Genomic DNA, 23,062 nt, shown 5'->3' with positions numbered 1-23,062 from the left:
TAAAGAAAGTTCGAAATCCCCTTTTTGGTTTTCAGTTTCTGAGGAAAATACTAATATTAGAATCTTGCAAGCATGCAGTTTACCTTTCAGGTAGGCTGAACACTCACCCACCTAGTAGCATACATGTTGAAAAGATTCGGCATCAGTTTTATTCTTTTGATTATTTTAATTTGGTTGATTTGGTCACACTCGGGCAGAAATACTCCCTTGGAAGACCCACAAATCAACCTGAGTCTGATTCAGGACATCAACCCAGCAGACAGCCTCAAGCGAAACGTGGTGGCTATCCAGCCGATGATGGAAGTAGCGGATTATTTGACTCAAGATCGGTATTTTAGGAAGCTGGAGCTTTATCTGGAGAAAGCAAAAAGTGAGGGACTGATCAAATACAAAACTATAGTAGTCCTACCAGAGCATATTGGCTCCTTACTTTTTCTATCCGGAGAAAAACACAAGCTGGCAGAAAAAGCGACCTACAAGGAAGTAGAAGACATATTGCTGCTGAGTAATATTTTTGACTTTTCTGTAGCATATCTACAGTCAGATGAGGAACAAAACCGCAAGCATGCTGCCATTCTCCGAATGAAATCCAAAGCCATGTCCGAAGTGTATTTCCAAACTTTCTCAACTTTGGCAAAAACTTATCAGGTGCATTTGGTAGCTGGATCCATCACACTCGCTGGACCTTATGTCTCAGATGGACAATTGCTCACGGATTTCGAGCAGCCGCTGTACAATATTTCCTTGGTGTTTGATCCGGAAGGTGAACTACTCCAAGGTCCGGTTTTCAAAAAATCCATAGCTCTCTCAGATAGCTCCTATCTAGCTCCAGGCAAGGAATCCAACTCATCTTTCGATCTTCCTTTCATCACCAAAATAGACCTTGCTTTGGGCAAAGATGTCTGGTTTGCTGATTACCCAAGCTATGTCAGGTCTGAATCTATTGAGTTGATCATCAACCCTGCCTCTCTGATTTCAAAACCCTTTTCAGAAGCTTGGAATCCAAGTGATATTTCGACCTTCGACCTCCCCGATTCAGTGAAAATCGACACTGAGCTGCAAGCCTGGAAAGAACTTGGTCTTGCCAAACAATTTGATTCTACAGGGGCAAAAGCAGCACTGAGTGTGTTTTTGAAAGGTGATTTCTGGGATTATGAAACAGTCCAACAACCTCTATTCCTGATAGAAGGAGACTCACTGTCTGTACAAAGCACAGTCGAAGGCGGTATCTGGTCCCTACATTATTAGGAGATTTATTTCTAGAAGGTTATCAATTTGTTAGCATTCAAACACCAGCCATAGCAGGGTTTCTTTTTTTAAGGCTTTAGAGTAATTTCATAGCTTGTAATTCTCCAAACTATGAAATTTCACACTTTCTTTTTGATTGCATTTTGTCTCTTGACGCATACTCTGACCGCCCAGGATATTCGAGTTTACAAAGCACCAAAATATCAGTTTGATTGGAGTCAACCGGAAATCCATCCAGACCGGATCGTACTCAATGCAGGACAAAATCCCAGCCAGGAGATGGCTGTGACTTGGAGAACAAGCCCTGAAGTGACTGTCGCCTATGCAGAGATCGCTCCTGCTACGGGAGCACCGAAGTTTTGGAGAAATGCCCAGACTTACCAGGCTAGTACCACAACGCTGGATGGATCTTCAGCTAGCGATTCGCAGATCCAAGCCAACTATCATTCTGTATCTTTCTCTGGACTCAAGGCAAATACGGTCTATGGCTATCGCGTCGGGGATGGAAAGCATTGGTCGGAGTGGTTTCAGTTCAAGACTGCTTCCGCAAATCCAGAAGATGCATTTTCATTTTTATATGTAGGAGATGCTCAAAATTACATTTTGGAACTCTGGGCTAGACTGATCCGAGAAGGGTACAGACAGGCGCCGGATGCGGACTTCATCATTCATGCGGGTGATTTGATCAATAATGCGCACCATGAGCAACAATGGCACGAATGGTTTACGGCTGGAGGATTTATACATAGCATGCTTCCGACGCTCCCAGTGCCAGGCAACCATGAATACGGTTACCTTTCGGAGGAAAAAAGAGAAGAAGGAAAACAACTGTCAATCCAGTGGAAACCGCAGTTTACACTTCCCTCCAATGGGCCTGAATCGCTGCAAGAAACAGTCTATTATGTAGATTATGCAGATGCGAAGATGATTTTCTTGGATAGCAATCGGGATCATGAGATACAAGCTACCTGGTTGAGAAAAATCCTGAGCGAAAACGATAAAAAATGGACCATAGTATCCTATCACCATCCCCTCTTCTCAGCATCGGCAGGCAGGGATAATGAAGAACTAAGAGCGCTATGGAAACCTATTTTTGATGAATATCAGGTGGATCTGGCACTTCAAGGACATGATCACAGCTACGCCAGAGGACGGGTCTCTCCAGGAGAAAACGTCATGGACGGGCTAAATATGCGGGACCAAACAGGTACGGTCTACGTCGTTTCCGTCAGCGGAGGGAAAATGTATGGACTCAATCCAAACGGATGGGAAGGAAAAGAAGCGATCAGAGACCGAGCTGCAGAAAATACCCAACTCGTTCAGGTCATCAGCATCGAAAATAACCAGTTGAAATTTGAGTCATTCACAGCTGTAGGTGAACTGTATGATTCATTTATCCTCAATAAGCAAGAAAATGGCAGTAATGAATTTGTGGAACTGAAACAAGATTTGGGACCGGAATACAGATTTGACAATACCATTCCATATGAAGATCCTCTACCTGACAATCTCAAAGACAAAGTAGAAGCCGCATTCCCTGGATTTGAAGTGGAGCGAGTCAATTATAGAGAAAGACAAGGAGCCATAGAAATTGCTATTCGTCTGAAAAAGGGGGAAGAGGAGAAAAATATCCTCATAGATTCGCAAGGAAAAGTCCTCCAAGAAGACTAGAACTTCCATATTTTTTAAAGTCTGACATCCTTTCATCTATTATCCTCTATTTAATTAGTGAGAGTTTCCTAATTTGCAGGTGCTTAATCTGCTACACCACTAGTTGAACCCTACCTTAGATGAAATATAAATTTTTCCCCCTGGCGGAAAATGGAAGTATGAGTCATGACTCTATTCTATTGACACAGGGATTAGAAAGTGAACTCCAGTCCACTTGCCAGCTTGCCAGTTACCTCTACGAGGATCCTGCTATTCTTTTCGTAAGTTCAGACCAAAACACATTAGCCCCAGTGGCAACTTGGAATCTCGATTTGACGGAGACTCTGGAGCAAGCCATTGCTTCGAAGTATCAACAAGACAAGCAGGGATTTTTTGATTCAGACGCACTTCCAAAAATCAGTGCGGATTCATTACAGCTGGTCAAACTTGCCGCAATAAAATCGAAGAAGCAGGAAACTTTCATTGGGATTCTATTTTTCTCCAGAAAAAACAGTTCGTTGAATTCTTCCCAGAATACAGCGCTTGATCTCCTAGCGCAAAAACTTCAGGAAGATCTGCTCAAGAATCAGGAACTCCAGCGACTTCAGGCAAATACGTCCCCCAACCTTAAAAAGGAGCTAAAAGAGAGCAAGTCGAAGCTGAAGGAGTTTTTTGAAAACTCACAGGGACTGATGTGTACCCATGATTTGGACGGGACATTTTTGACCGTCAACAAATCAGGAGCAGCCATGCTTGGCTATGGTGTCGAGGAAATTATTGGCCGATCACTTTTTGACCTTATCCCGAAAGATGAAAAATATCATCTGGGAGTCAAGGCCTATTTGGAGAGGATTAAGACCAAAAGCCAGGATTCCGGTCAGTTGTATTTCCAGCACAAAAACGGCAAAATACTCACGTGGCTGTACAACAATTCACTACTGAGCAATCCACAACAAGGCGAATCTTATGTCATTGGCAATGCCATTGACATCACGGATAGAGCACTGCTTGAGAAGGATTTGAAAGAAACAAAAGGTCTCCTGGAAGAGACAGGACTGGTAGCCCGAGTGGGTGGCTGGGAACTGGACTTACAGGATCAGCGGCTTTCCTGGACACCCATGACCAAAATCATCCACGAGGTAGCAGATGACTTTGTTCCAAAACTGGAAAAAGCCATTCTTTTCTACAAAGAAGGTGAAAGCCGGGATAAGATCAACAAGCTCGTTGATTTGGCTATTCAAAAGGGTGAATCTTGGGATCAGGATCTCCAAATCGTCACTGCCAAAGGAAACCAACTCTGGGTGAGGGCAAAAGGAAATGCTATTCAGGAAAATGGAAAAACCATCCGTTTATTTGGGACTTTCCAAGATATAGACAGCACCAAAAAAGCAGAAATTGAAGCTGCAAACGCAAAAAAACTACTGACAGATGTGATAGACGCTTCCTCAGAAGTCAGCGTGATAGCTACAGATGTAAATGGGGTCATTACCGTCTTCAACAAAGGAGCAGAAAATATGCTGGGGTACCGAGCTGAAGAGATGATTGGCATCCACACCCCTGCCATGATCCACTGCGAAGAAGAAGTGGAAGCTCAAATAGCGGAATTGAAGAAAGAAACCGGGCATATCCTAGCACCATTCCAAGCCTTAGTCGATCGTGCTGAGAGATTAGGGTCTGAGAAAAAAGACTGGACCTATCTCTGCAAAGATGGCGCAAAGCGAACAGTGGAACTAGTGGTCACTCCTATCCGAGATTTGAACAAAGTGACCACAGGGTATTTGGGAATAGCTATCGACATCACGGAAAAGCGAAATACAGAGATTGAGCTTTTCAATGAGAAAAGCCGACTGACAGCCTTTGTGAAGCATGCACCAGCTGCCGTAGCCATGCTGGACAAAGACATGACCTACCTGGCAGTGAGCAATCGATGGATCCAGGAATACAAACTGGAAGACAGAGAGGTCATTGGCCAAAATCACTACGATCTTTTCAAAGAAAACATCAATGATGAGTCTGTTGCCAGACATCAGCGAGTCTTGGCAGGAGCGGTAGAAAGCAACCAAGAGCAGCGGGTACTCCTTGGCGCCAGTCAAGAAGAGATGTTTGTCTCTTGGGAGATGAGGCCATGGTTTGTACATGGCGGAGAGATTGGCGGTATCATGATGTTTACCCAAAATGTCACCGGTATGGTGCGCCGAAAAGAGGAGCTCAGAATCGCAAAGGATCTCGCGGAAGAAGCCAGCAAGGCCAAATCCGAATTTTTGGCAAATATGAGCCACGAAATCCGTACACCACTCAATGGGGTAATCGGATTCACCGATTTGGTACTGAAAACCAAATTGACCGAAACTCAAAATCAATACCTGACCATCGTCAACCAGTCTGCTAATGCTCTGCTAGGTATCATCAACGATATCTTGGATTTCTCAAAAATCGAAGCCGGAAAACTGGAACTGGACATAGAGAAAAGCGATCTCTATCAGATGGCCTCTGAGGCGACGGACATCATCACCTATCAGATCCAAAAGAAAGGACTGGAACTCCTACTCAATGTAGACACGACACTGCCAAGGTTTATTCATACTGATACAGTCAGACTAAAGCAGGTATTGGTGAATCTCTTGGGAAATGCAGCCAAATTCACCAACAAAGGAGAAATTGAGCTGAAAATTGAGCCTTTGGAAGTTCATGATAAGTCGACAAAAATCCGGTTTGCTGTGAGGGATACTGGGATCGGTATCCATCCAGACAAGCAAGCAAAGATATTTGAAGCATTTAATCAGGAAGATAGCAGTACTACCAAAAAGTATGGAGGGACTGGTCTGGGCCTTACGATTTCCAATAAGCTACTGGGCCTAATGGGCAGCAAACTTCAGTTGGAATCAAAATTAGATAAGGGAAGTACTTTCTTTTTTGACATCACCTTTGACTCCGAGCAGGGTGACCCGATCGAGTGGACCGGTCTAGAGCAAATCAAGCACGTATTGGTGGTCGATGACAATGATAACAACCGACTCATCGTCAATCAAATGCTTCGATTGAAAAATATCAAGACGACAGAGGCGGAAAATGGATTTGAAGCACTGCAGCTACTTGCTAGTGGCAAAGCCTACGATGTCGTGCTGATGGACTATCACATGCCTTATATGGATGGATTGGAGACGATCCGGAAAATCCGGGATAGTTTCCAACATGATAGCGAAAAAATGCCTATTCTCCTACTTCACAGCTCATCAGATGATCAAAAAATCATCGTCGCTTGCAAGGAAATGGGAGTCAAATACCGACTGATCAAACCTCTGAAAATCCAGGAACTCTACAATGCGCTGGCGCATCTTTCAGAAAAACAAATAGCTCCTTCCCTATCACCGGATGAAGTTTCTTTGAATCAGCAAGCATTCAGAATCCTGATCGCAGAAGACAATCCGATCAACATGCTCTTGGCAGAGACCATTCTACAAAACTGTCTCCCAAACATCAATCTGATCAAAGCAGAAAATGGTGCAGAAGCTCTGGCCAGATGTCAGGAAGAAACCCCCGACTTGATCCTTATGGATGTGCAAATGCCAGAAATCAATGGCTATGAGGCCACCCAGCTAATCCGCCAAATCCCTGCCTGCCAACATGTGCCTATTGTCGCACTCACGGCTGGCAATGTGAAAGGCGAAAAGGAGAAATGCCTAGCGATCGGTATGGACGACTTTGTGGTCAAGCCTGTAGTAGAAAGCACCATTCAGGAATTGCTGAAAAAATGGCTATATCCCAATGAAAATTCAGAAGGTGTCGTAAACCAAGAAGAGCAGGAAGTATCACCTGTTCTGCATTACGATGACCAAAAACTAAAAGCATATGCCGATGGAAACGAAGATTTCCACAAGCAGATCGTTCAGATCATCCAGAAGGAACTCAAAAAATCCATTCAAATCCTAGAGGCTAACAAAAAGTCTAAAAACCTCAAGGAATTGAAAGAACTGGGACATAAACTGTATGGATCGGCAGTCAGCTCTGGGATGGAAATTCTTGCTGGACAGTCCAAGGAACTGGAGCATATCGAAGATTTAGGCCCAGAAGTAGATCAGTTGATAGATACTATTCTTGAAGAAATAGACTACGTACTCAAGCTGATGTAAAAACTAAGGACAGTCCCATAAAAGCAGAGGCCGGAGAAATCTCCGGCCTCTGCTTTTTGATAGAAATCAATCAGGACTTGTTCCAGTCCTTCAGCTCCTGAATAAAATCCTTGAGGTGCTCTACCTCCACATGCTCCATCAGTACTATTTTGTACCATTCATTTTCAGAAGTATGAGATTCTGGCACCAAGCTGAATTTCTTCGCCAATTCTTTTGGGACAGCTTGAGACCGGATCGTCACGATGTTCATTTCTGGCTCTCTGAAGTAAGGAATTCCCATCTCATCCAATCTTTTGCAAAGCCAATTGGTTCTCATTTTCAGAATGGATATTTTCTCAAACCATTTATGTGGACCATAGGTAGTCAGGATCACCCAGACAGCTACTGCATTGGCTCCAGAACGGCTTCCGCACAGCGTCAAATCCATCCCCTCTACATACTGAGCTTCAGTAGTCAAGACATTCTCCATCAAACCTTTTTTACAGATAAAAATCCCTGTTCCGTAAGGTGCCTGGAGCATCTTATGGGCATCAATGGTAATAGAAGAAATTTCAGGATTCTGGAAATTGATCTGGCTTTCGTTTTCAGAAAAAGGATAGACAAATCCACCGTAGGCTCCATCGATATGAAGACGAAATGGCAAATCAAATGACTTGAGTACAGAGGTGATTTGAACGGGATCATCGACTGAGCCAAACATGGTCGTACCCATATTCGAGATGGCAATGAAGTACTTCTTGCCAGCCGCTACAGCATCACCAACTACCTTCTTCAGGCTTTCTTCGGACATCTGTCGAGTTTCCATCTCCACAGGTACTTTAACCCAGTCCAAGGTCAATAGATTGGCTCCTTTTGGAATGGAATAATGGGTGTCTTCAGATGCCAAGATGGCTATCTCTTCATTTTTGGCCCCATATTTCTTCTGAAATTCATTGCGATATATCCATAAAGCCTGAATATTTGCCTCTGTCCCACCCGGAGAAATATAGCCGTCAAAAGCGCCTTCTTCTACTTTGAAGAGATCTACGGCTATCATATTCAGTACATCTCGCTCGATATCCTGTGTCCCCTTAAATGCCGACTCAGAGCTTCCAAACGTGTGGCAACCGATATGATTGGGATTGGTGACAAATGTGGATAGCACCGGAGCATCTTTCAGAAATGGCGCCTCGATCGGGAATACTTTATCGTCCAAGCGGGATGCCGGATATCCCAAACTGGCATCATTGAAAAAATTCACATTGCCTTTGATGGCCTCCTGAACTCTACTGAGTCGTTGTTCTGGACTCAATTTCTTCCAGAATTTCATTTCAATCTTCATTTAACACGGGTTGAATTCCTGTCTTATTACTTATTGTAACTGCTTTTGCAAAGCACAAAGATAGACCCGAGACTCAGAATCCTTCAGAAAAAATGATTTTCCTTGCGATGGAAACCATGATACACCAAAAGGCAGGCGAATGCTAATCTGCCTTTTGGATAATGATTTTGGAAAGATTTTTCACATGCCTTCTCCCTGTTCTAGTATCTGACGGTGACAACAGCAATATCCCTTCTTCCATTTCCTCCATATTCTTCCCATCCATTGCACAAATGATATATACTTGGTCACCCAATGGATTGTTGAATAGCTCATTCCATGAAAAGACTACTCTATAACCATCCCTTGCCTCAAAAATCAAATAAAACTCACTGAGAAATTTCGGAGATGGAGTATCAAATACAACTTTTTCAAACAGCATTTTGACAGGAAACCCCTTCATATCCTTGGCTGTTCCTCTTGGCTCCCCAGCATGATTTGTAATTGGAACATCATCAATTGACTTAGATTCAAATTTTTGCAAATCACTTATGCTAAAGTATTTAGACTCTAAGACAGCTCCTTGAATTTCAATCTTTTCACTACGTCCTTGACCCAAACACATTGCAACCTGTAACAGGAATATTAGTGCAAATCCAAAAACTTTACATTTCATCTCATAGCTTAGTTTGATTTCCCCTTCCGGAATTGAGTCGGAGTCAGATCACTGTGTTTTTTAAAGAAATTATTGAAGTGTGTCACTTCCGTAAAACCCAAGGAGTAGGCGATCTCTGAGACATTCCAGTTACTCTGCCTCAGCAAAATCTGCGATTCTTGCAGCAGGCGTTCTGAAAGTAGTTGCGAAGTAGTTTTTCCTGTCATTTCCTTCACGGCACGATTGAGATGATTAACATGGATGTTCAGTTGATCAGCAAAATCTCCAGGAGTCCTTAGCTGAATGGTCGTATGACTTTCATCAATCGGAAACTGACGCTCCAGCAGTTCTAAGAAAATCGATGCAATCCGCAGCGAAGCATTTCCCCGATGCACTTGCTGGAGAGAAGCTGGCTGAAGCTTCATTCCAAAATGAATCAATTCAAATATCAGCGTCCGAAGCATATCATATTTGTACTTGTACTCGGAGGCAAACTCCTGCTCCATTTTATCATAGAGCTGTTGGATTTCTTGAGCTTCCTCCTCATTCAACTCAAAGATATGGGTACCGTTGGGCTGGAAAACTTCGTACTGCTGGATCTGACCAAAATTGATGAAAAAGCTCGGGTTGAAGATGCAATACAGACCCTTCAATTCCTCACAGGCCTGATCCCATTTGTAGGGCACCAATGGATTGGAAAAAGCCAGTGCCTGCTTTTTGACTTCATAGACGCGGTCGGCATAGTGAACAGTACTGGCTCCTTTGGCAAGCATGATTTTGTAAAAATCCCGTCTTCGATAAGGTATGGATTTCCCCTTTCCTTCCACTTGAGGTTCCAAATGAAATATATTGAAATGCCCCAAATCATTCTTGAGATTTTCAGGTATCCAATTGAATTTTCTCTTATAAAATTCCTGCAAAGTTTCCGGTTTATCCATTTTCTACTTGATCGTTTACACTAGCTCCTGTGACAGAGAATGTCCACCATTTAAGGCCAGCGATACAAAGGTGCCTATTTCGACATCCAATCTATTTTCTATTTCAAACTGATCCTTATGAAAATCAAATAATCAAGCTTCGATCTTGACTTTGTCTAGAGAATCATCCACAATTCAATAAGCATTTATTTGAAATCTGTAAGTATTAGGCTTATGCCAAATCTAATTTTGAAATACACATTCACCACTCTAATTAACTGACTATGAAACCAAAATCCATATCCAACGCTACAAACCGGAGAGCTTTTCTCAAAACTTCCGGTCTGCTAATCAGCTCCAGCCTGATTCCCGGTGTTTCAAATTCGCAAACTTTCCCTTCCAGTGAAAGTAGTCAAATTCGGACCTTGGGCTCAGGAGCGAACCAACTGAAAATCAACAAACTCGGTCTCGGCTGCATGGGAATGAGCTATCATCGAGGTCGAATCCCAGAAAAATCAGTTTCCATTGCTTTGATTCGCAAAGCCTATGAATCTGGAGTCAACTTCTTTGATACCGCCGAGGTCTATGGTCCCTATACCAATGAGACGCTCGTTGGAGAGGCTATCGAACCATTCCGAAAAGACATTCTGGTTTCGACCAAGTTTGGATTCAATATCGAAAACAATCAAATGGCCGGACTCAATGGCCGTCCAGAGCAGATCCGAAAAGTAGCTGAGGAGTCCCTCAAAAGACTCAGAACGGACGTGTTGGATCTATTTTATCAGCACCGTCAAGACCCCAATGTACCGATAGAAGATGTCGCCGGAACGGTCAAGGATCTGATCGCTGAGGGAAAGGTGAAAAATTTTGGACTGAGCGAAGTATCGGTAGAAACAATCCGCCGGGCCCATGCCGTCCAGCCTGTCACTGCTGTGCAGAGTGAATTTCATCTGATGTGGCATCGCGTCGTCGAAAACGGAGTCTTGGCCACCTGTGAAGAACTAGGGATCGGTTTTGTACCCTACAGCCCGATCAATCGTGGATTCCTCTCCGGCATGCTCAATCCTCAGACGAAGTTCTTTGCCGAAAATGACAACCGAGCTGGTTTGCCAAGATTCCAGCCAGATGCCATGGCTGCCAACTGGCCATTTATCGAATTGCTGACAGATTTTGGCCAGCAGCGAGGACTCACTCCTACTCAGGTTTCTTTGGCTTGGCTCATGAAGCAAAAGCCATTCATCGTCCCCATCCCTGGAACTACCAAAGAAGCCCACCTCCTAGAAAATCTGGCAGTAGCCGACCTTCAAATCTCAGATTCAGATTGGAAAAACTTTGATGAGTCTCTCAGCAAATTGACTGTGGAAGGAGATCGCTACACTCCTACTGAGCGAAATCGTGTACAGAACTGATACAAAGATTTGAAGGAGTGATTCTAATTCACTCCTTCAAATCCTTAAACATGATATAGGTATCCACCATCCCCAGCTTGGCATGTCGAAAACCACCCGGCGTGGTTCCGATGATCTCAAAGCCAAACTTTTTCCAAAGGGCTACCGCCACGGTATTGGTGCTGACTACGATGTTAAATTGAATCCCGAGATAGCCAGTTTGAATAGCAGTCTGGATAGAATGCTCGCATAGCATCTTCCCAACGCCCTTTCCCTGAGCTTTGGTACTGACCATGTAGCTACAGTTGGCGATGTGATTTCCCAGATCGATCTGGTTTGGCTTGATGATGTAAGTGCCCAGAATTTCTCCATTTTCTTCCACTACAAAAGTTTGCATATAGCTGGCAAACCAATGCTTTTGCAAATCGTCTTTGGGAGTATAGGGGTCAAAAACGTAAGTGTCGGCAGTCTGGATTACTTGGGAGAAAATGTCCCAAACGGAGTCATAATCTGAACTGGTCGCTTTTCGGAGTTTCATTTTTCTTTATCAAATTTCAAAATCCATCACAGAATCTAAGCCTCGTTTTAGGCCCTGAAAAGTGTTGACTTTTTCAATGGCCAACAAAGCCCCATTTACATAAGGTTTGGCACTAGAACCCGAGTCATGCCGAATGGTCAGCTTCTCATCTTGGAGTCCAAAAATACTCTCAATGCCAATCACATGCCCCGGCAAGCGCAAAGAATGAATACGAACTCCATTGAGCTCTCCACCGCGGGTTTCTTTGATTCCCACCAACTCTTTTTCAGAAATAAACTCAGTCGGTCTTTGAACTTTTCCAAGTCGAAAAGCTAACTCCCTGGCTGTTCCGCTGGGAGAATCAACTTTATCTTCATGAGCATAGTCGATGATTTCAAAATTGGGAATGTACTTCGCTGCCATTTCAGAAAATTTCTGAAGAAGAACTACTGTCAAAGCAAAGTTGCCAACAGCCAATACAGAGGATTGATTCTGAATTGCCGCAAGCTCGATTTCTTCATAATCCTGATCTGTCAAACCAGATGTCCCTACCACCACACGTTTTCCTTTTTCCAAGGCTGCTAGAATGTTTCTCTTTGCACTTGCAGGCTTGGTATATTCCACCAAAACATCAAAATCTACAGATTCCAAAGCCTCCGAGATCTCTCCAAAAACAGGAACCTGCACATCAGAAATACCCAAGAAATCACCCAGATTATTTCCAGCTTGTGATCTGGATGTTGCTCCCACCAATTCCATTTCAGGATGAGAAATCACGCCCCTGGCCAGTTCTGAACCAGCCCATCCGGTTCCTCCTGCGATTAATACCTTGATCATAGTTCAGTTGATTTATTGATTGAGTTTTTAGCCTGACGGATTTTCCTCAGATGATACACATGAATCACACAAAAAACCGCTCCTGCAATGACCAGCGGATAGGAATTGAGGAAAAACCCGTAGATAATATAAAAGAAACTGGAGATCAAATGCCAGAAACGAAATGTGGTCATGTCATTTTTGGAAATGGCAAAAAAGCCGGTTCCTATAGCCAAGTAGCCGATGATTTCTGTACTTAGATTCATTGCTTGTAGTAGTTTCTTAAGGTTCTGATTTTATAACTCCCCTGGCTCAGCTTCTCCTCTATCTTTTGAAGCTGCTCCAATATCTCCGCACAGTCAGCCGTGATCTCATGAATCGTCTCAATGCCGGCATTCCAATGCTTATGAAACTCAGGTAGCATTTCAAGCGACTTTTCTGTCAATTCGAGGATTTGCTTCCGAGAATCAGTTTTATCGGGTTCTGATTGGATGTAACCCATTTTTTTCATCTTATTGATGATTTTGACACAGGCCGGATGCGATAGCCGAAGCTCCTCCGATATTTCGGTCAAGGTCATTGCTTTTTGCTCTAGGAGAAGAAAAATCAAATGCCAATTGGGTTCGATATCCAAGTCCTGCGACTTGTAATAGTCCCTCGTGCTGTAGAGAATATCATCGCTCAATCGCTTGACCCTACTCGTAAAACCCGTCAATTCCAAGTCTGCCAGAAAATCTCTCATATCATTCATGTAACCAGTTACACAAATGTAAATCAAAATTTAATTAACTGGTTACGTAAACAATTAAAAACTATGATGAACATATTTAAACAACTAATAATGAATTGATTATTCTTTCTATTCCTTATTGAATAGCTTCGCCACCGAATCGTAATATTCCTGGGTGACCACCTCTGTCCAGGTTGTCGGTTGCGCTCCACCGTACAGCGCCAAATACGTCACATCACTATCCCTGGTAGATGAGTGCCAATGTTCCACATCTTTGTCGCACTTGATCACGTCTCCGGCTTTCAGGATCACAGGAGCTTTTCCCCTCTCTTGGTAATATCCTTCTCCCTGGACATAGATAAGTACCTGAGGAGTAGAGTGCTTATGCCAATCTAAGGTTGAGTTAGCCTTGAAAGTTGCTTTGGTAATGTTGTAAGGGATCTCGGAATCGGCCGAAAGCACCCCATTAAGCCAAGCTTCTCCGATGTAGTGGGTATTGGGAGCTTTGACTCCTTCCGTCAGGTAAGAAGATACAACATACTCGTTCTGTTGTGCTAAAACACTCAGAGGAGCTGCCAATAAGAAAACGATTAGTAGATTTTTCATGGTTAATTGTTTGTGAAGGTCAGTTTGTTCTAAAATTGAATTGAGTTTAAATTCTCATTTTATCGAGTCGCCTAAAAAAGTCTTCTCTATAATTGCGACTGATAGGATAGATTTCCTTTCCTATCAAAACCTCGTTGGATTGGACTTCTTCGATATGGCGCATATTGATGATAAAGGAGCGATGAATCCGGACAAACTCCCCTGGGAGTGCATCCGCCACACTTGATAGCGACATCAAAGACATGACTTTCCGTGTAGGTGTGATGATTTTGATATACTCCCGCTGGGCTTCAATGACTTGAACATCTGCAAATAGAAATTTGACAATTCGCGTGTCAGTTTTGATGAAAAAGTAATCCGCACGCTCTCCGATTTGCTCAGGCTTGACTTGAAAGGACAAATACTCTGTAGCCTTGTGAATTGCAATCTTAAATCTCTCAAAGGAAACCGGCTTCATCAAATAATCGATGACATCCAATTCATACCCCTTCAATGCATACTCTTCATAGGCAGTGATCAATATCGTCAGAGGCTTTTCATCCAATTCATTCAAAAGATCAATTCCTGTCAGCAAAGGCATGCGAATATCCAACAATAAAATATCCACTGACTTTTCGGCAAGAAAATCGACCGCTTCTGCCCCATTTGTACACACGCTTGCCAAACTCAGCTCTGGCATCCGGGACACATAATCTGAGAGTAATTTACGCGCGGGTGGTTCATCATCCACGATCAAGCAAGTGTATTTCATTGGAGATCTATTCGTAAGTTCACTTCATAGCATTTTTCATCCTGTCTCACTTCCAGCTGATATTTGTCAGGATAGATGAGATTGAGGCGTTTTCTCACATTCGCGAGCCCAACTCCGCTTTCTGCTTCTGCTGTTCTTCGGGATGGAATCACGTCATTTTTAATATTGAAAAACAACACATTGGACTTATCAACTTTCAGGTCTATCAAAATGCTTCCATTGATAGTATTGCCATGCTTGAAGGCGTTCTCCAAAAAGACCAAAAAAATCAAATGGGCAATCTGATGGCTTTCTTTGACTCCTTCACAAGTAAACTGAATCGTTGGTTTCTCATCCAGTTTCAATCTCCAGAGCTCTATGAAATTTTCCATAAAGGCAATCTCACGTGATAGAGGTATGAATTTCCCCTGATCCTCATAGAGCATATGCCGCATCATTTCAGAAAGCTTCATGATAGCCGGAGCAGTATTCACATCCTGAAAATAGGCCATGGAATACACATTGTTTAGCGTATTAAACAAGAAATGGGGACTCAACTGGAGTTTCAAAAACTTCAACTCCGAAGCCAATTGACTATTTCTTAATTCAATTTCATTGCGTTGAGCAGAGATCAGGTTTACTATAAACCAAATCACAGTCGAGCTCAGGTAAAAGCCGATGGCCGGAACCGATCTGATGAAATAAGTATATGAAACCGACTGATGGGTCAATCCCTGTACATGGACCCGAAACAGTACGACCAGTATAATCAAAACGAGAGAAAGAAGGAGGTATAAGCCATATCTCTTTTTCCCAAAAAAGCGGGGTAATAGCACGTAAAAATTCACATAGGCTACTGCTGAGGAAGCAATGACATCAGATAAGATCGCCTTCCAGAGTTCGAAGGGAGAGTCTATCCAATTGCTCAAAGAAGCATATAGAATAGCTCCATAGCACATCCAAAAAAGGATATGGACAGCCGCCAGATTTTTACGGGGCATGAATTGCAATTTCATAGAGGCAAGTTAGCATCTAATCTTATACGGACTTTAAGAAATCACCCAACAAGCCAATCCACTCTACAAAGCGCAGCTTTTGGCTAATCAATGAAAATTAGCGATTTCTAAAGTACTTGCATCCAGCGACAATTCACTTCGTAGAGCAAATCCTGCACTTGGGTGACTTTATTTATCGATCTGTTGATTTGATCAAAACTCCTTTACAATTTTTCGTCTATTGGTACTGTGTACGAATGCGCCGCGGTAGTCATTCTTCCATAAATAATTCAAAACCAAAGATGCTATGAAAACACTAGTTTCAATCGCACTGCTTTTTTTCTCCGTTGGCATTTCATGCCTAGCTCAAACCAGTTCAGAAGAAAAAGAAGTGATCCAACTATCCATGGATAAATGGGATTGGATGTCCGAAAAAGACATTCCAAAATTAACGGACCTTTTCCATTCTGAAGCCAAGTTTGTCCATATGAGCGGCACTTGGACTACACCTCGGGAATTGGAAATTATCGAAAGCGGAAGCATTTGGTACAAAAAAGCTGATGTAAAAGATACAGCAGTGGAGATCGTGGGAAACACCGCAGTGGTATGGAATCGAATCACCCTCACCGCAAATGTCCGAGGCAACGATGTCGCAACTGAATTTACCGTCACAGAAGTGTATCAAAAAGAAGACAATGTTTGGAAATTGTTGGCTTTGACCTTCAGCAGCGTCCGAGATACACACGAGATCGAGGATTGATCCAGCTGCGGATTTTGACCATTTCTATGTAAACAAACAAGTAAAGGAATTGAGCTTAGCAGAAAACAGAATAAACAAAGGCTTCTTTCAATTATTGGAAAGCCAATTTCCAATATCGGATTTAAGCGAAAGTGTAGAAATCAAAACACCCTCTGATTTCGCAAACAGATTGAATCTGCACGTGAACCATCTCAATAGAGTTTTGAAATCCGTTCATCAGAAGTCAACCACAAAAATCATCCAGGAAAAGCTTATTTCAGAAGCTAAGAGACTATTGATCGAAAGCCAATGGAATGTTTCCGAAATTGCTTTTTGCTTAGGTTTCAGCGAGGTGACGCATTTTAATAATTTCTTTAAAAAGCTGGAAAACACCAATCCGTCCCGTTACCGAAACAGTGCAGGAGAATGATGAAAATGATTAAATTCTGTAAATTATGAAGACAATCTTTCAATTACTTTTCCCAAAATATGAAAATAGCTCCCTGTACTCCTGACTTCAAATCCTACCTGTTTACCCTTTTCTTTTGCTGTTTTCTGGGGGAAACTTTTTCCCAATCCAATCCCGTGATGAAGCTTTTCCCCGAAGGAACCAAACTTCACGGAAACATCCCATATATGCAGGATACGCTCAAAAAACATTTGCTGGATATCTACCTTCCCCCAAATACTAAAGAAAAGATTCCCTTGGTAATCTGGGTCCATGGTGGAGGTTGGCTATCAAATGACAAATATGCCGACATGGGCTATATGAAGGAGACGATTGCAGAAATCATGAACCAAGGCTATGCACTGGCTTCTATTGATTACAGATTTAGCACACAGGCGACCTTTCCGGCACAGATGCTGGACTGCAATGCTGCTATCTCCTATTTGTATGAAAATGCCTCAATGTACGGCTTTGATACCGATCGTTTTGCATTGATGGGCTTTTCCGCAGGAGCACATTTGGCCGCAATGTTGGGACTTTCGCACAACCAACAAGTGGATGAATTCTTCCTTCCGAAAAGCAACCGAGATTTCAAATTCAAAGCAGTAGTAGATTTCTATGGACCGGCTGATTTGACGCTTTTCCCAGGCGCGATTGACGCCAAGTCTCCAGAAGGTTTACTAATCGGTGCAGCACCCCTGGATAGACCAGATCTGGCTAAAATAGCAAGTCCAGTCAGCTATGTGGATGAAAAGGATCCTCCCTTTTTGATAATCCATGGCGAAAAAGATGATCTGGTTTCTCCTCGGCAATCTCAGCTTTTGAATTCCTGGCTTCAGGTAAAAGGTGTTCCAACTGAGCTGATTGTGGTGAAAGGTGCCCCACATTTTGGGGTGGAGTTTGATGTCCCAGAAGTGAGAGCAAAAGTGATGAGTTTTCTAAGGAAACATTTGGACTAATCTTCAAAAATGAAAAGCTAATTGAATTTTGTAAGAAGAAAAACAATAAATAGACCTAACTTATTATAATACAATAACTTACAAACTGACAATATCATGACCCGAATTCAAAAACTGAATAGAAGATCCTTTTTGAAAGTTTCAGCTTTGGCTGGAGGGGGCATGATATTGAGTTTCAACTGGCTTGCTGGCTGCAAGCCCAAAGACCTTGAAACTCTGGGAGATCCTAAAGAGTGGTTTAGAGTCAATGGATTCATCCAGATCGGAGAAAATGGCTTGATCACCATCATGTCTCCCAACCCGGAAGGAGGCCAAAACGTCAAAACTTCCATGCCTTTGTTGGTTGCCGAGGAATTGGATGCAGATTGGGAAAATGTCGTGGTACAGCAAGCACCCTTGGACACGGACAATTTCACACGACAATTTATTGGAGGTAGCCAAGCTATCCGTACAAGTTGGATTCCATTGAGAACTGCCGGAGCCACAGCCCGGCATTTATTAGTTCATGCTGCGGCCCAAACATGGAATGTCCCCTCCTCCGAAATCAAAACCAATGCTGGTTTTTTGACTCATGATGGAAGTGGAAAAAAGGCACATTATGGAGAAATGGCATCTTTGGCAGCTAGCCTCCCCATTCCCGAAGAAGTTCAACTGAAAGAGATTTCAGAATTCAAATTGATCGGTAAGTCTCATCGAAATGTAGATATCCAAAAAATCATCACGGGAAAGCCCCTATTTGGAATCGACTACAAAAAGCCGGGAATGAAGTATGCGATGATTATCCATCCACAAGCTTTTGGGCAAAAACTCAAATCATTTGATGCAGAAGAAGCGAAAGCCATGCCCGGGATTTTGGATATTTTTCAGATCAAATCCCTACAGGATGACTATACCCGTACTTTTTTTGACACCACGCAATTTACCGACCTGATCGCAATTGTCGGTGATAGCACATGGGAGGTATTGAATGCAAAAAAAGCTGTAAAGGCAGAATGGAAATTGATGGAGGCCTATACCGAAATAAGGGATATGTTTGGTAGACCTGGAAAACGGGAAGTTCCCTCAGGTCTCGAAAGCACCTCTAGTCAAGAAAAGCTAATAAATCAGGCAATGCAATCGCCTACTCTTATTCGAAGAGACGGCAATCCAGAGCAGGCTTTTGCACAGGCAAGTCAAGTCATCGAACGCAGCTATACAGCTCCATTTCTGGTTCACAATTGCATGGAGCCGATGAACTTTTTTGCTGATGTCCAGGGCGATGAGGTGAATTGTGCGGGACCTCTCCAGAAGCCGGAATTGACCGAGCAGGCACTTTCGGCTCGATTAGGAATCCCCGTCGAAAATATCAATATAGAAATGACCCGACTGGGAGGTGGATACGGAAGGAGGTCCTATGCCCACTGGTTGATCGAAGCGGCGGTAATATCCCAAAAAACAAAGCATCCTATCAAATTGGTCTACACAAGAGAGGATGACATGACTGCCGGAATCTACCGGTCCAGATATCAGGCAACGTACCGCGCGGCTTTGGACTCAGACAAAAACCTCATCGCTTTTCATGTCAATGCAGGAGGATTGCCTGAAAACCCGCTCTATGCCAACCGATTTCCTGCGGGGGCTGTCAAAAACTATCTGGCCGAAGGATGGGAAGTTCCCTCCAATGTGACTACGGGATCTTTTCGAGCTCCCAGGTCCAATTTTATGGCAAGCGTGGAGCAGTCATTTCTAGATGAAGTAGCAGAGGCTGCTGGTAAAGACCCGATTGATTTTCGTTTGGAGCTTTTGAAAAAAGCGAAGGAAAATCCTGTCGGGGAATCCAATGATTATGATCCTGAAAGGTTTGCTGGTGTTTTGAATCTTGCCAAAAGCAAATCCAATTGGGGAAGCGAGCAAGCTGGTATATCGAGAGGCTTTTCTGCCTATTTCTGCCATAATAGTTATGCAGCTCAGATTTTGGATTTGAAAATGGAAAACGGCAATCCTGTCATTCATAAAGTCATAAATGCCATTGATTGCGGTTTGGTCATCAATCCAGATGCCGCCAAAAATCTTTGTGAAGGAGCTGTGGTTGACGGAATCGGAACAGCCATGTATGGAGAGCAAACCTTCGAAAATGGTGAACCTCAAAAGAAAAACTTCGACACCTATCGAATGATCCGGATGAAAGAAGCACCCAAGCTCATCGAAACGCATTTCGTAGAAAACAATCTAGATCCCTCAGGGTTGGGAGAGCCTGCCTACCCTCCTGTTTTCGCTGCTTTGGCAAATGCCCTTTACCAGGCCACTGGACAAAGAATTTATGAGCAACCATTCGAAAAACACCTCAATTCAGGGTAATAGAGTGCTTTTGATTTGATTTCTAGGGCTTTCGGTTTGAATTTCGTAAGAAAGTCCCACCCAATACTCCGTAACTTTAAACAAACTGAAAAACACTATGGCTACATACAACCTCAACATCAATGGAAAAAACCTGCAGGTAGATGTGGACCCCAATACACCTATGCTATGGGTATTGAGAGATCATCTGGACATGGTAGGGACCAAATTCGGTTGCGGTATCGCCCAATGCGGTGCCTGTACCATCCATCTGGACGGCAATGCTGTTCGATCCTGTCAGCTTCCTGTTTCGGCAGTCACAGATGCACAAATCACCACTATCGAAGGGCTTTCTGAAAAAGGAGATCACCCTGTACAAAAAGCTTGGATCGAGCATGATGTGCCCCAGTGCGGCTATTGTCAGGCCGGGCAGATGATGACTGCGGCAGCACTTTTGAAAAGCAATCCAAGCCCAAGTGACGAAGAAATAGAAAATGCCATGAATGGCAATATCTGTCGATGTGGGACTTACACACGAATCAAAGCTGCAGTAAAAACCGCATCCCAAAACCAATAAACCAGAAACCATGACAACTGTAAATACAAAACTCAACCGGAGATCATTTTTGAAGGTATCCGCTCTCGCAGGTGGCGGAATGGTACTCAGCTTTAGTTGGCTGGCCGGATGCAAACCGAGCTCAGAAGAAGAGCTATTGGCCATGCCAAAAGAGTGGTTTGAACTCAATAGCTATATCAAAATCGGAGACAACGGAAGAATCACTATTTTCTCACCCAACCCGGAATTTGGCTCCAATATCAAAACCTCTATGCCAATGATGGTGGCCGAGGAACTCGATGTGGACTGGAAAAACGTGATCGTCGAGCAGGCAGATTTTTACCCAGAGCGATTTGACCGACAGTTTACCGGAGGTAGCCAAGGAATCCGTCAAGGCTGGAAGCCTTTGAGAACTGCCGGAGCTACTGCCAAAGCCATGCTGGTAGCCGCATCTGCCCAAACCTGGAATGTACCAGCCTCAGAAATTACCGCTTCCAATGGACAGCTCAGTCATGCAGGAAGTGGCAAAAAAGCAGGATATGGAGAGATGGCTTCCCTAGCGGCGACTTTGGAAGTACCTGAAGAAGTGACTTTGAAAGAAATTAAGGATTTCAAAATCATCGGTAATTCCAAGAAAAATGTGGATGGTCAAAAGATCGTCACTGGACAGCCTATGTATGCCTTGGACAAGAAAGTCGAAGGCATGAAATATGCAGCTATCGTTCAGCCTCCTGCATTTGGGATGAGATTAAAATCCTTTGATAAAAGCTCAATTTCTGGAATGCCGGGGATATTGGACGCTTTTGAAATAAATGTGTTCAAAGAAGACTACGCCCGAAACTTTTTTGACACCACTACTTTCCCCGATAAAATCGCCATCGTAGGCAACTCTACTTGGGAAGTTATGCAAGCCAAAAAAAGTCTGAAAGCAGAGTGGGAAAAAGCACCAGACACCACCTTTCCAATGGCAGGTCGCGGTGGCCAGGCTAACAACGTCACAATTCCGGGAGGCTTAGAAAATACAAGTAGCCATAAAACTAAAATGGCCGAATATATCCAGAAGCCTGGAAATGTGCTCCGAAAAGACGGTGATCCAGAAGGAGCTTTCAAAAAAGCCCATAAAGTATTGGAGAGAACCTACACGGCTCCATTTTTGGCACACAATACAATGGAGCCCATGAATTGCTTTGCCGATGTAAAAGGCGATAAAGCAGAAATCTACGGCCCTACTCAGGCACCTGACTTCATCAGTGGCACCATCTCACAAGCAATCGGAATTCCCAAAGAAAATATACAAATCAATCTAGCCAGAATGGGCGGTGGATTTGGTCGTAGAGCATATAGCCATCACTTGGTCGAAGCCGCCATTATTTCCCAAAAAATTCAAGCCCCTGTTTCACTCGTCTACACGAGGGAAGATGATATGGCCGCGGGAGTCTACCGACCGACCTATTCGGCCACTTACAGAGCTGCACTGGATGAAAACAATAACTTGCTAGCACTGCATGTTAAGGCCGGAGGTATCCCTGAGTCCCCTATTCATGCCAACCGTTTTCCGGCTGGAGCGATTGACAATTACTTGGCTGAAGGTTGGGATCTGCCATCCAATATCACCATTGGGGCTTTCCGAGCACCTCGATCCAACTTTATCGCCGGAGCGGAGCAGAGTTTCTTGGATGAATTGGCAGAAGAAATCGGCAAAGACCCGATTGAATTCAGACTTGAGTTATTGAAGAGAGCTGAGACAAACCCAGTGGGAGAAAACAATGATTATGTTCCTAGTCGCTATGCGGGGGTTTTGGAACTGGTTAGAGAAAAATCTAATTGGAATACTCCAAAAGCCAATGTAAGCAGAGGAGTTTCTGCCTATTTCTGTCACAATTCTTATGTAGCAGAAGTAGTGGATACCGTGATCAAGGACAATCAACCCTACGTAGAAAGCGTCTATGCCGCCGTGGATTGTGGTGTGGTAGTTAATCCAGATGCAGCAGCCAACATGGGTGAAGGAGCTATTGTGGATGGAATCGGCAATGCATTCTTTGGAGAAATGGCTTTTGAAAATGGTGCGCCTACCAAGACAAACTTCGATAAGTATCGCATGATCCGGCACAAAGAAGCTCCCAAGAAAATCGAGGTGCATTTTGTGGAAAACAACGAAGATCCAACTGGATTGGGAGAACCACTCTTCCCTCCTGTTTTTGCAGCAGTCGCCAATTCACTTTACAAGGCAACTGGCAAGCGCTATTATGAACAACCATTTGCGCCGCAATTGGAAATGCAGAATTTAAGAATGTAAAACAGACTCTATTTCTTTCAGGCCAACCCAAATCCTTTCTTAACTTGGGTTGGCTTTTTATTTTCA

The 23,062-nt window shown here is 43.4% G+C and carries 20 protein-coding genes; 10 read left to right on the top strand and 10 right to left on the bottom strand.

Features of this window, described 5'->3' with window-relative positions:
• The first annotated feature begins 123 nt into the window (after positions 1–123).
• The 3 genes from G460_RS0101545 to G460_RS21235 all read left to right on the top strand — a co-directional run bounded on the left by G460_RS0101545 (position 124) and on the right by G460_RS21235 (position 7,028).
• Positions 124–1,248, top strand: a complete 1,125-nt coding sequence (locus G460_RS0101545; RefSeq protein WP_026953717.1) for a carbon-nitrogen hydrolase family protein — start codon at positions 124–126, stop codon at positions 1,246–1,248.
• A gap of 111 nt (positions 1,249–1,359) precedes the next feature.
• Positions 1,360–2,919: a purple acid phosphatase family protein gene (locus G460_RS0101540; RefSeq protein WP_026953716.1), complete on the top strand. Its 1,560-nt coding sequence runs from the start codon at positions 1,360–1,362 to the stop codon at positions 2,917–2,919.
• A gap of 119 nt (positions 2,920–3,038) precedes the next feature.
• Entirely contained in the window at positions 3,039–7,028 is a 3,990-nt protein-coding gene (locus G460_RS21235) for a PAS domain-containing hybrid sensor histidine kinase/response regulator (RefSeq protein WP_084421127.1), read from the top strand.
• A 70-nt stretch (positions 7,029–7,098) separates the two neighbouring features.
• Here the strand turns inward: G460_RS21235 and G460_RS0101530 are convergent, their stop codons facing one another.
• From G460_RS0101530 to G460_RS0101520, 3 genes are all read right to left on the bottom strand, one after another.
• A complete protein-coding gene (locus G460_RS0101530; protein ID WP_245578682.1) occupies positions 7,099–8,349 on the bottom strand; it encodes a pyridoxal phosphate-dependent decarboxylase family protein in 1,251 nt (416 codons plus the stop codon).
• 142 nt (positions 8,350–8,491) lie between these two features.
• Positions 8,492–9,004 (bottom strand): molybdopterin-binding protein, encoded by a 513-nt coding sequence (locus G460_RS0101525; protein WP_157366844.1) that lies wholly within the window; start codon positions 9,002–9,004, stop codon positions 8,492–8,494.
• 8 nt (positions 9,005–9,012) lie between these two features.
• Positions 9,013–9,921, bottom strand: a complete 909-nt coding sequence (locus tag G460_RS0101520; protein ID WP_026953713.1) for a helix-turn-helix domain-containing protein — start codon at positions 9,919–9,921, stop codon at positions 9,013–9,015.
• 263 nt (positions 9,922–10,184) lie between these two features.
• Here G460_RS0101520 and G460_RS0101515 point away from each other — a divergent pair, with 263 nt between their 5' ends.
• The gene (locus G460_RS0101515; RefSeq protein WP_026953712.1) at positions 10,185–11,309 is read left to right on the top strand and encodes an aldo/keto reductase; all 1,125 of its coding nucleotides are present in this window, start codon (positions 10,185–10,187) and stop codon (positions 11,307–11,309) included.
• 28 nt (positions 11,310–11,337) lie between these two features.
• Here the strand turns inward: G460_RS0101515 and G460_RS0101510 are convergent, their stop codons facing one another.
• From G460_RS0101510 to G460_RS0101480, 7 genes are all read right to left on the bottom strand, one after another.
• Positions 11,338–11,826 carry a GNAT family N-acetyltransferase gene (locus G460_RS0101510; protein ID WP_026953711.1) on the bottom strand — a complete coding sequence of 163 codons (489 nt, stop codon included), beginning with the start codon at positions 11,824–11,826 and terminating at the stop codon, positions 11,338–11,340.
• A 9-nt stretch (positions 11,827–11,835) separates the two neighbouring features.
• Positions 11,836–12,642 carry a 4-hydroxy-tetrahydrodipicolinate reductase gene (dapB, locus tag G460_RS0101505; protein ID WP_026953710.1) on the bottom strand — a complete coding sequence of 269 codons (807 nt, stop codon included), beginning with the start codon at positions 12,640–12,642 and terminating at the stop codon, positions 11,836–11,838.
• A complete protein-coding gene (locus G460_RS0101500) occupies positions 12,639–12,887 on the bottom strand; it encodes a YgjV family protein (protein WP_026953709.1) in 249 nt (82 codons plus the stop codon). The genes dapB and G460_RS0101500 overlap by 4 nt, the downstream gene beginning before the upstream one ends.
• Positions 12,884–13,372: a MarR family winged helix-turn-helix transcriptional regulator gene (locus tag G460_RS21230; RefSeq protein ID WP_051315866.1), complete on the bottom strand. Its 489-nt coding sequence runs from the start codon at positions 13,370–13,372 to the stop codon at positions 12,884–12,886. The genes G460_RS0101500 and G460_RS21230 overlap by 4 nt, the downstream gene beginning before the upstream one ends.
• A 108-nt stretch (positions 13,373–13,480) precedes the next feature.
• Entirely contained in the window at positions 13,481–13,957 is a 477-nt protein-coding gene (locus tag G460_RS0101490) for a cupin domain-containing protein (RefSeq protein WP_026953707.1), read from the bottom strand.
• 46 nt (positions 13,958–14,003) lie between these two features.
• Positions 14,004–14,708 (bottom strand): LytR/AlgR family response regulator transcription factor, encoded by a 705-nt coding sequence (locus G460_RS0101485; RefSeq protein WP_026953706.1) that lies wholly within the window; start codon positions 14,706–14,708, stop codon positions 14,004–14,006.
• Complete coding sequence (locus tag G460_RS0101480; protein ID WP_026953705.1) at positions 14,705–15,703, bottom strand: sensor histidine kinase; 999 nt, start codon at positions 15,701–15,703, stop codon at positions 14,705–14,707. The genes G460_RS0101485 and G460_RS0101480 overlap by 4 nt, the downstream gene beginning before the upstream one ends.
• A 286-nt stretch (positions 15,704–15,989) precedes the next feature.
• Here G460_RS0101480 and G460_RS0101475 point away from each other — a divergent pair, with 286 nt between their 5' ends.
• From G460_RS0101475 to G460_RS0101450, 6 genes are all read left to right on the top strand, one after another.
• The gene (locus G460_RS0101475; protein WP_026953704.1) at positions 15,990–16,442 is read left to right on the top strand and encodes a nuclear transport factor 2 family protein; all 453 of its coding nucleotides are present in this window, start codon (positions 15,990–15,992) and stop codon (positions 16,440–16,442) included.
• Positions 16,443–16,491: 49 nt separating this feature from the next.
• Positions 16,492–16,851 carry a helix-turn-helix domain-containing protein gene (locus G460_RS23505; protein ID WP_051315865.1) on the top strand — a complete coding sequence of 120 codons (360 nt, stop codon included), beginning with the start codon at positions 16,492–16,494 and terminating at the stop codon, positions 16,849–16,851.
• A 59-nt stretch (positions 16,852–16,910) separates the two neighbouring features.
• Complete coding sequence (locus G460_RS0101465; protein ID WP_026953703.1) at positions 16,911–17,828, top strand: alpha/beta hydrolase; 918 nt, start codon at positions 16,911–16,913, stop codon at positions 17,826–17,828.
• 96 nt (positions 17,829–17,924) lie between these two features.
• Positions 17,925–20,165, top strand: coding sequence for a xanthine dehydrogenase family protein molybdopterin-binding subunit (locus tag G460_RS0101460; RefSeq protein ID WP_026953702.1), 2,241 nt, complete (start codon positions 17,925–17,927; stop codon positions 20,163–20,165).
• Positions 20,166–20,262: 97 nt separating this feature from the next.
• Positions 20,263–20,721, top strand: coding sequence for a (2Fe-2S)-binding protein (locus tag G460_RS0101455; RefSeq protein ID WP_026953701.1), 459 nt, complete (start codon positions 20,263–20,265; stop codon positions 20,719–20,721).
• Between the two features lie 10 nt (positions 20,722–20,731).
• Entirely contained in the window at positions 20,732–22,996 is a 2,265-nt protein-coding gene (locus G460_RS0101450) for a xanthine dehydrogenase family protein molybdopterin-binding subunit (protein ID WP_026953700.1), read from the top strand.
• Positions 22,997–23,062: the final 66 nt, after the last annotated feature.

This window comes from Algoriphagus vanfongensis DSM 17529, from assembly GCF_000429465.1.
In the GTDB taxonomy this organism is placed as follows: Bacteria; Bacteroidota; Bacteroidia; order Cytophagales; family Cyclobacteriaceae; genus Algoriphagus; species Algoriphagus vanfongensis.
The sequence above is the reverse complement of the archived record's forward strand: the minus strand, read 5'-3'. Positions and strand labels throughout refer to the sequence as shown.

Bases quoted from the DNA above. Each gene is read 5' to 3' on its own strand.
- G460_RS0101545 (WP_026953717.1), top strand. From the start codon at position 124: ATGTTGAAAAGATTCGGCATCAGTTTTATTCTTTTGATTATTTTAATT.
- G460_RS0101540 (WP_026953716.1), top strand. From the start codon at position 1,360: ATGAAATTTCACACTTTCTTTTTGATTGCATTTTGTCTCTTGACGCAT.
- G460_RS21235 (WP_084421127.1), top strand. From the start codon at position 3,039: ATGAAATATAAATTTTTCCCCCTGGCGGAAAATGGAAGTATGAGTCAT.
- G460_RS0101530 (WP_245578682.1), bottom strand. From the start codon at position 8,349: ATGAAGATTGAAATGAAATTCTGGAAGAAATTGAGTCCAGAACAACGA.
- G460_RS0101525 (WP_157366844.1), bottom strand. From the start codon at position 9,004: ATGAAATGTAAAGTTTTTGGATTTGCACTAATATTCCTGTTACAGGTT.
- G460_RS0101520 (WP_026953713.1), bottom strand. From the start codon at position 9,921: ATGGATAAACCGGAAACTTTGCAGGAATTTTATAAGAGAAAATTCAAT.
- G460_RS0101515 (WP_026953712.1), top strand. From the start codon at position 10,185: ATGAAACCAAAATCCATATCCAACGCTACAAACCGGAGAGCTTTTCTC.
- G460_RS0101510 (WP_026953711.1), bottom strand. From the start codon at position 11,826: ATGAAACTCCGAAAAGCGACCAGTTCAGATTATGACTCCGTTTGGGAC.
- dapB (WP_026953710.1), bottom strand. From the start codon at position 12,642: ATGATCAAGGTATTAATCGCAGGAGGAACCGGATGGGCTGGTTCAGAA.
- G460_RS0101500 (WP_026953709.1), bottom strand. From the start codon at position 12,887: ATGAATCTAAGTACAGAAATCATCGGCTACTTGGCTATAGGAACCGGC.
- G460_RS21230 (WP_051315866.1), bottom strand. From the start codon at position 13,372: ATGAATGATATGAGAGATTTTCTGGCAGACTTGGAATTGACGGGTTTT.
- G460_RS0101490 (WP_026953707.1), bottom strand. From the start codon at position 13,957: ATGAAAAATCTACTAATCGTTTTCTTATTGGCAGCTCCTCTGAGTGTT.
- G460_RS0101485 (WP_026953706.1), bottom strand. From the start codon at position 14,708: ATGAAATACACTTGCTTGATCGTGGATGATGAACCACCCGCGCGTAAA.
- G460_RS0101480 (WP_026953705.1), bottom strand. From the start codon at position 15,703: ATGAAATTGCAATTCATGCCCCGTAAAAATCTGGCGGCTGTCCATATC.
- G460_RS0101475 (WP_026953704.1), top strand. From the start codon at position 15,990: ATGAAAACACTAGTTTCAATCGCACTGCTTTTTTTCTCCGTTGGCATT.
- G460_RS0101465 (WP_026953703.1), top strand. From the start codon at position 16,911: ATGAAAATAGCTCCCTGTACTCCTGACTTCAAATCCTACCTGTTTACC.
- G460_RS0101460 (WP_026953702.1), top strand. From the start codon at position 17,925: ATGACCCGAATTCAAAAACTGAATAGAAGATCCTTTTTGAAAGTTTCA.
- G460_RS0101455 (WP_026953701.1), top strand. From the start codon at position 20,263: ATGGCTACATACAACCTCAACATCAATGGAAAAAACCTGCAGGTAGAT.
- G460_RS0101450 (WP_026953700.1), top strand. From the start codon at position 20,732: ATGACAACTGTAAATACAAAACTCAACCGGAGATCATTTTTGAAGGTA.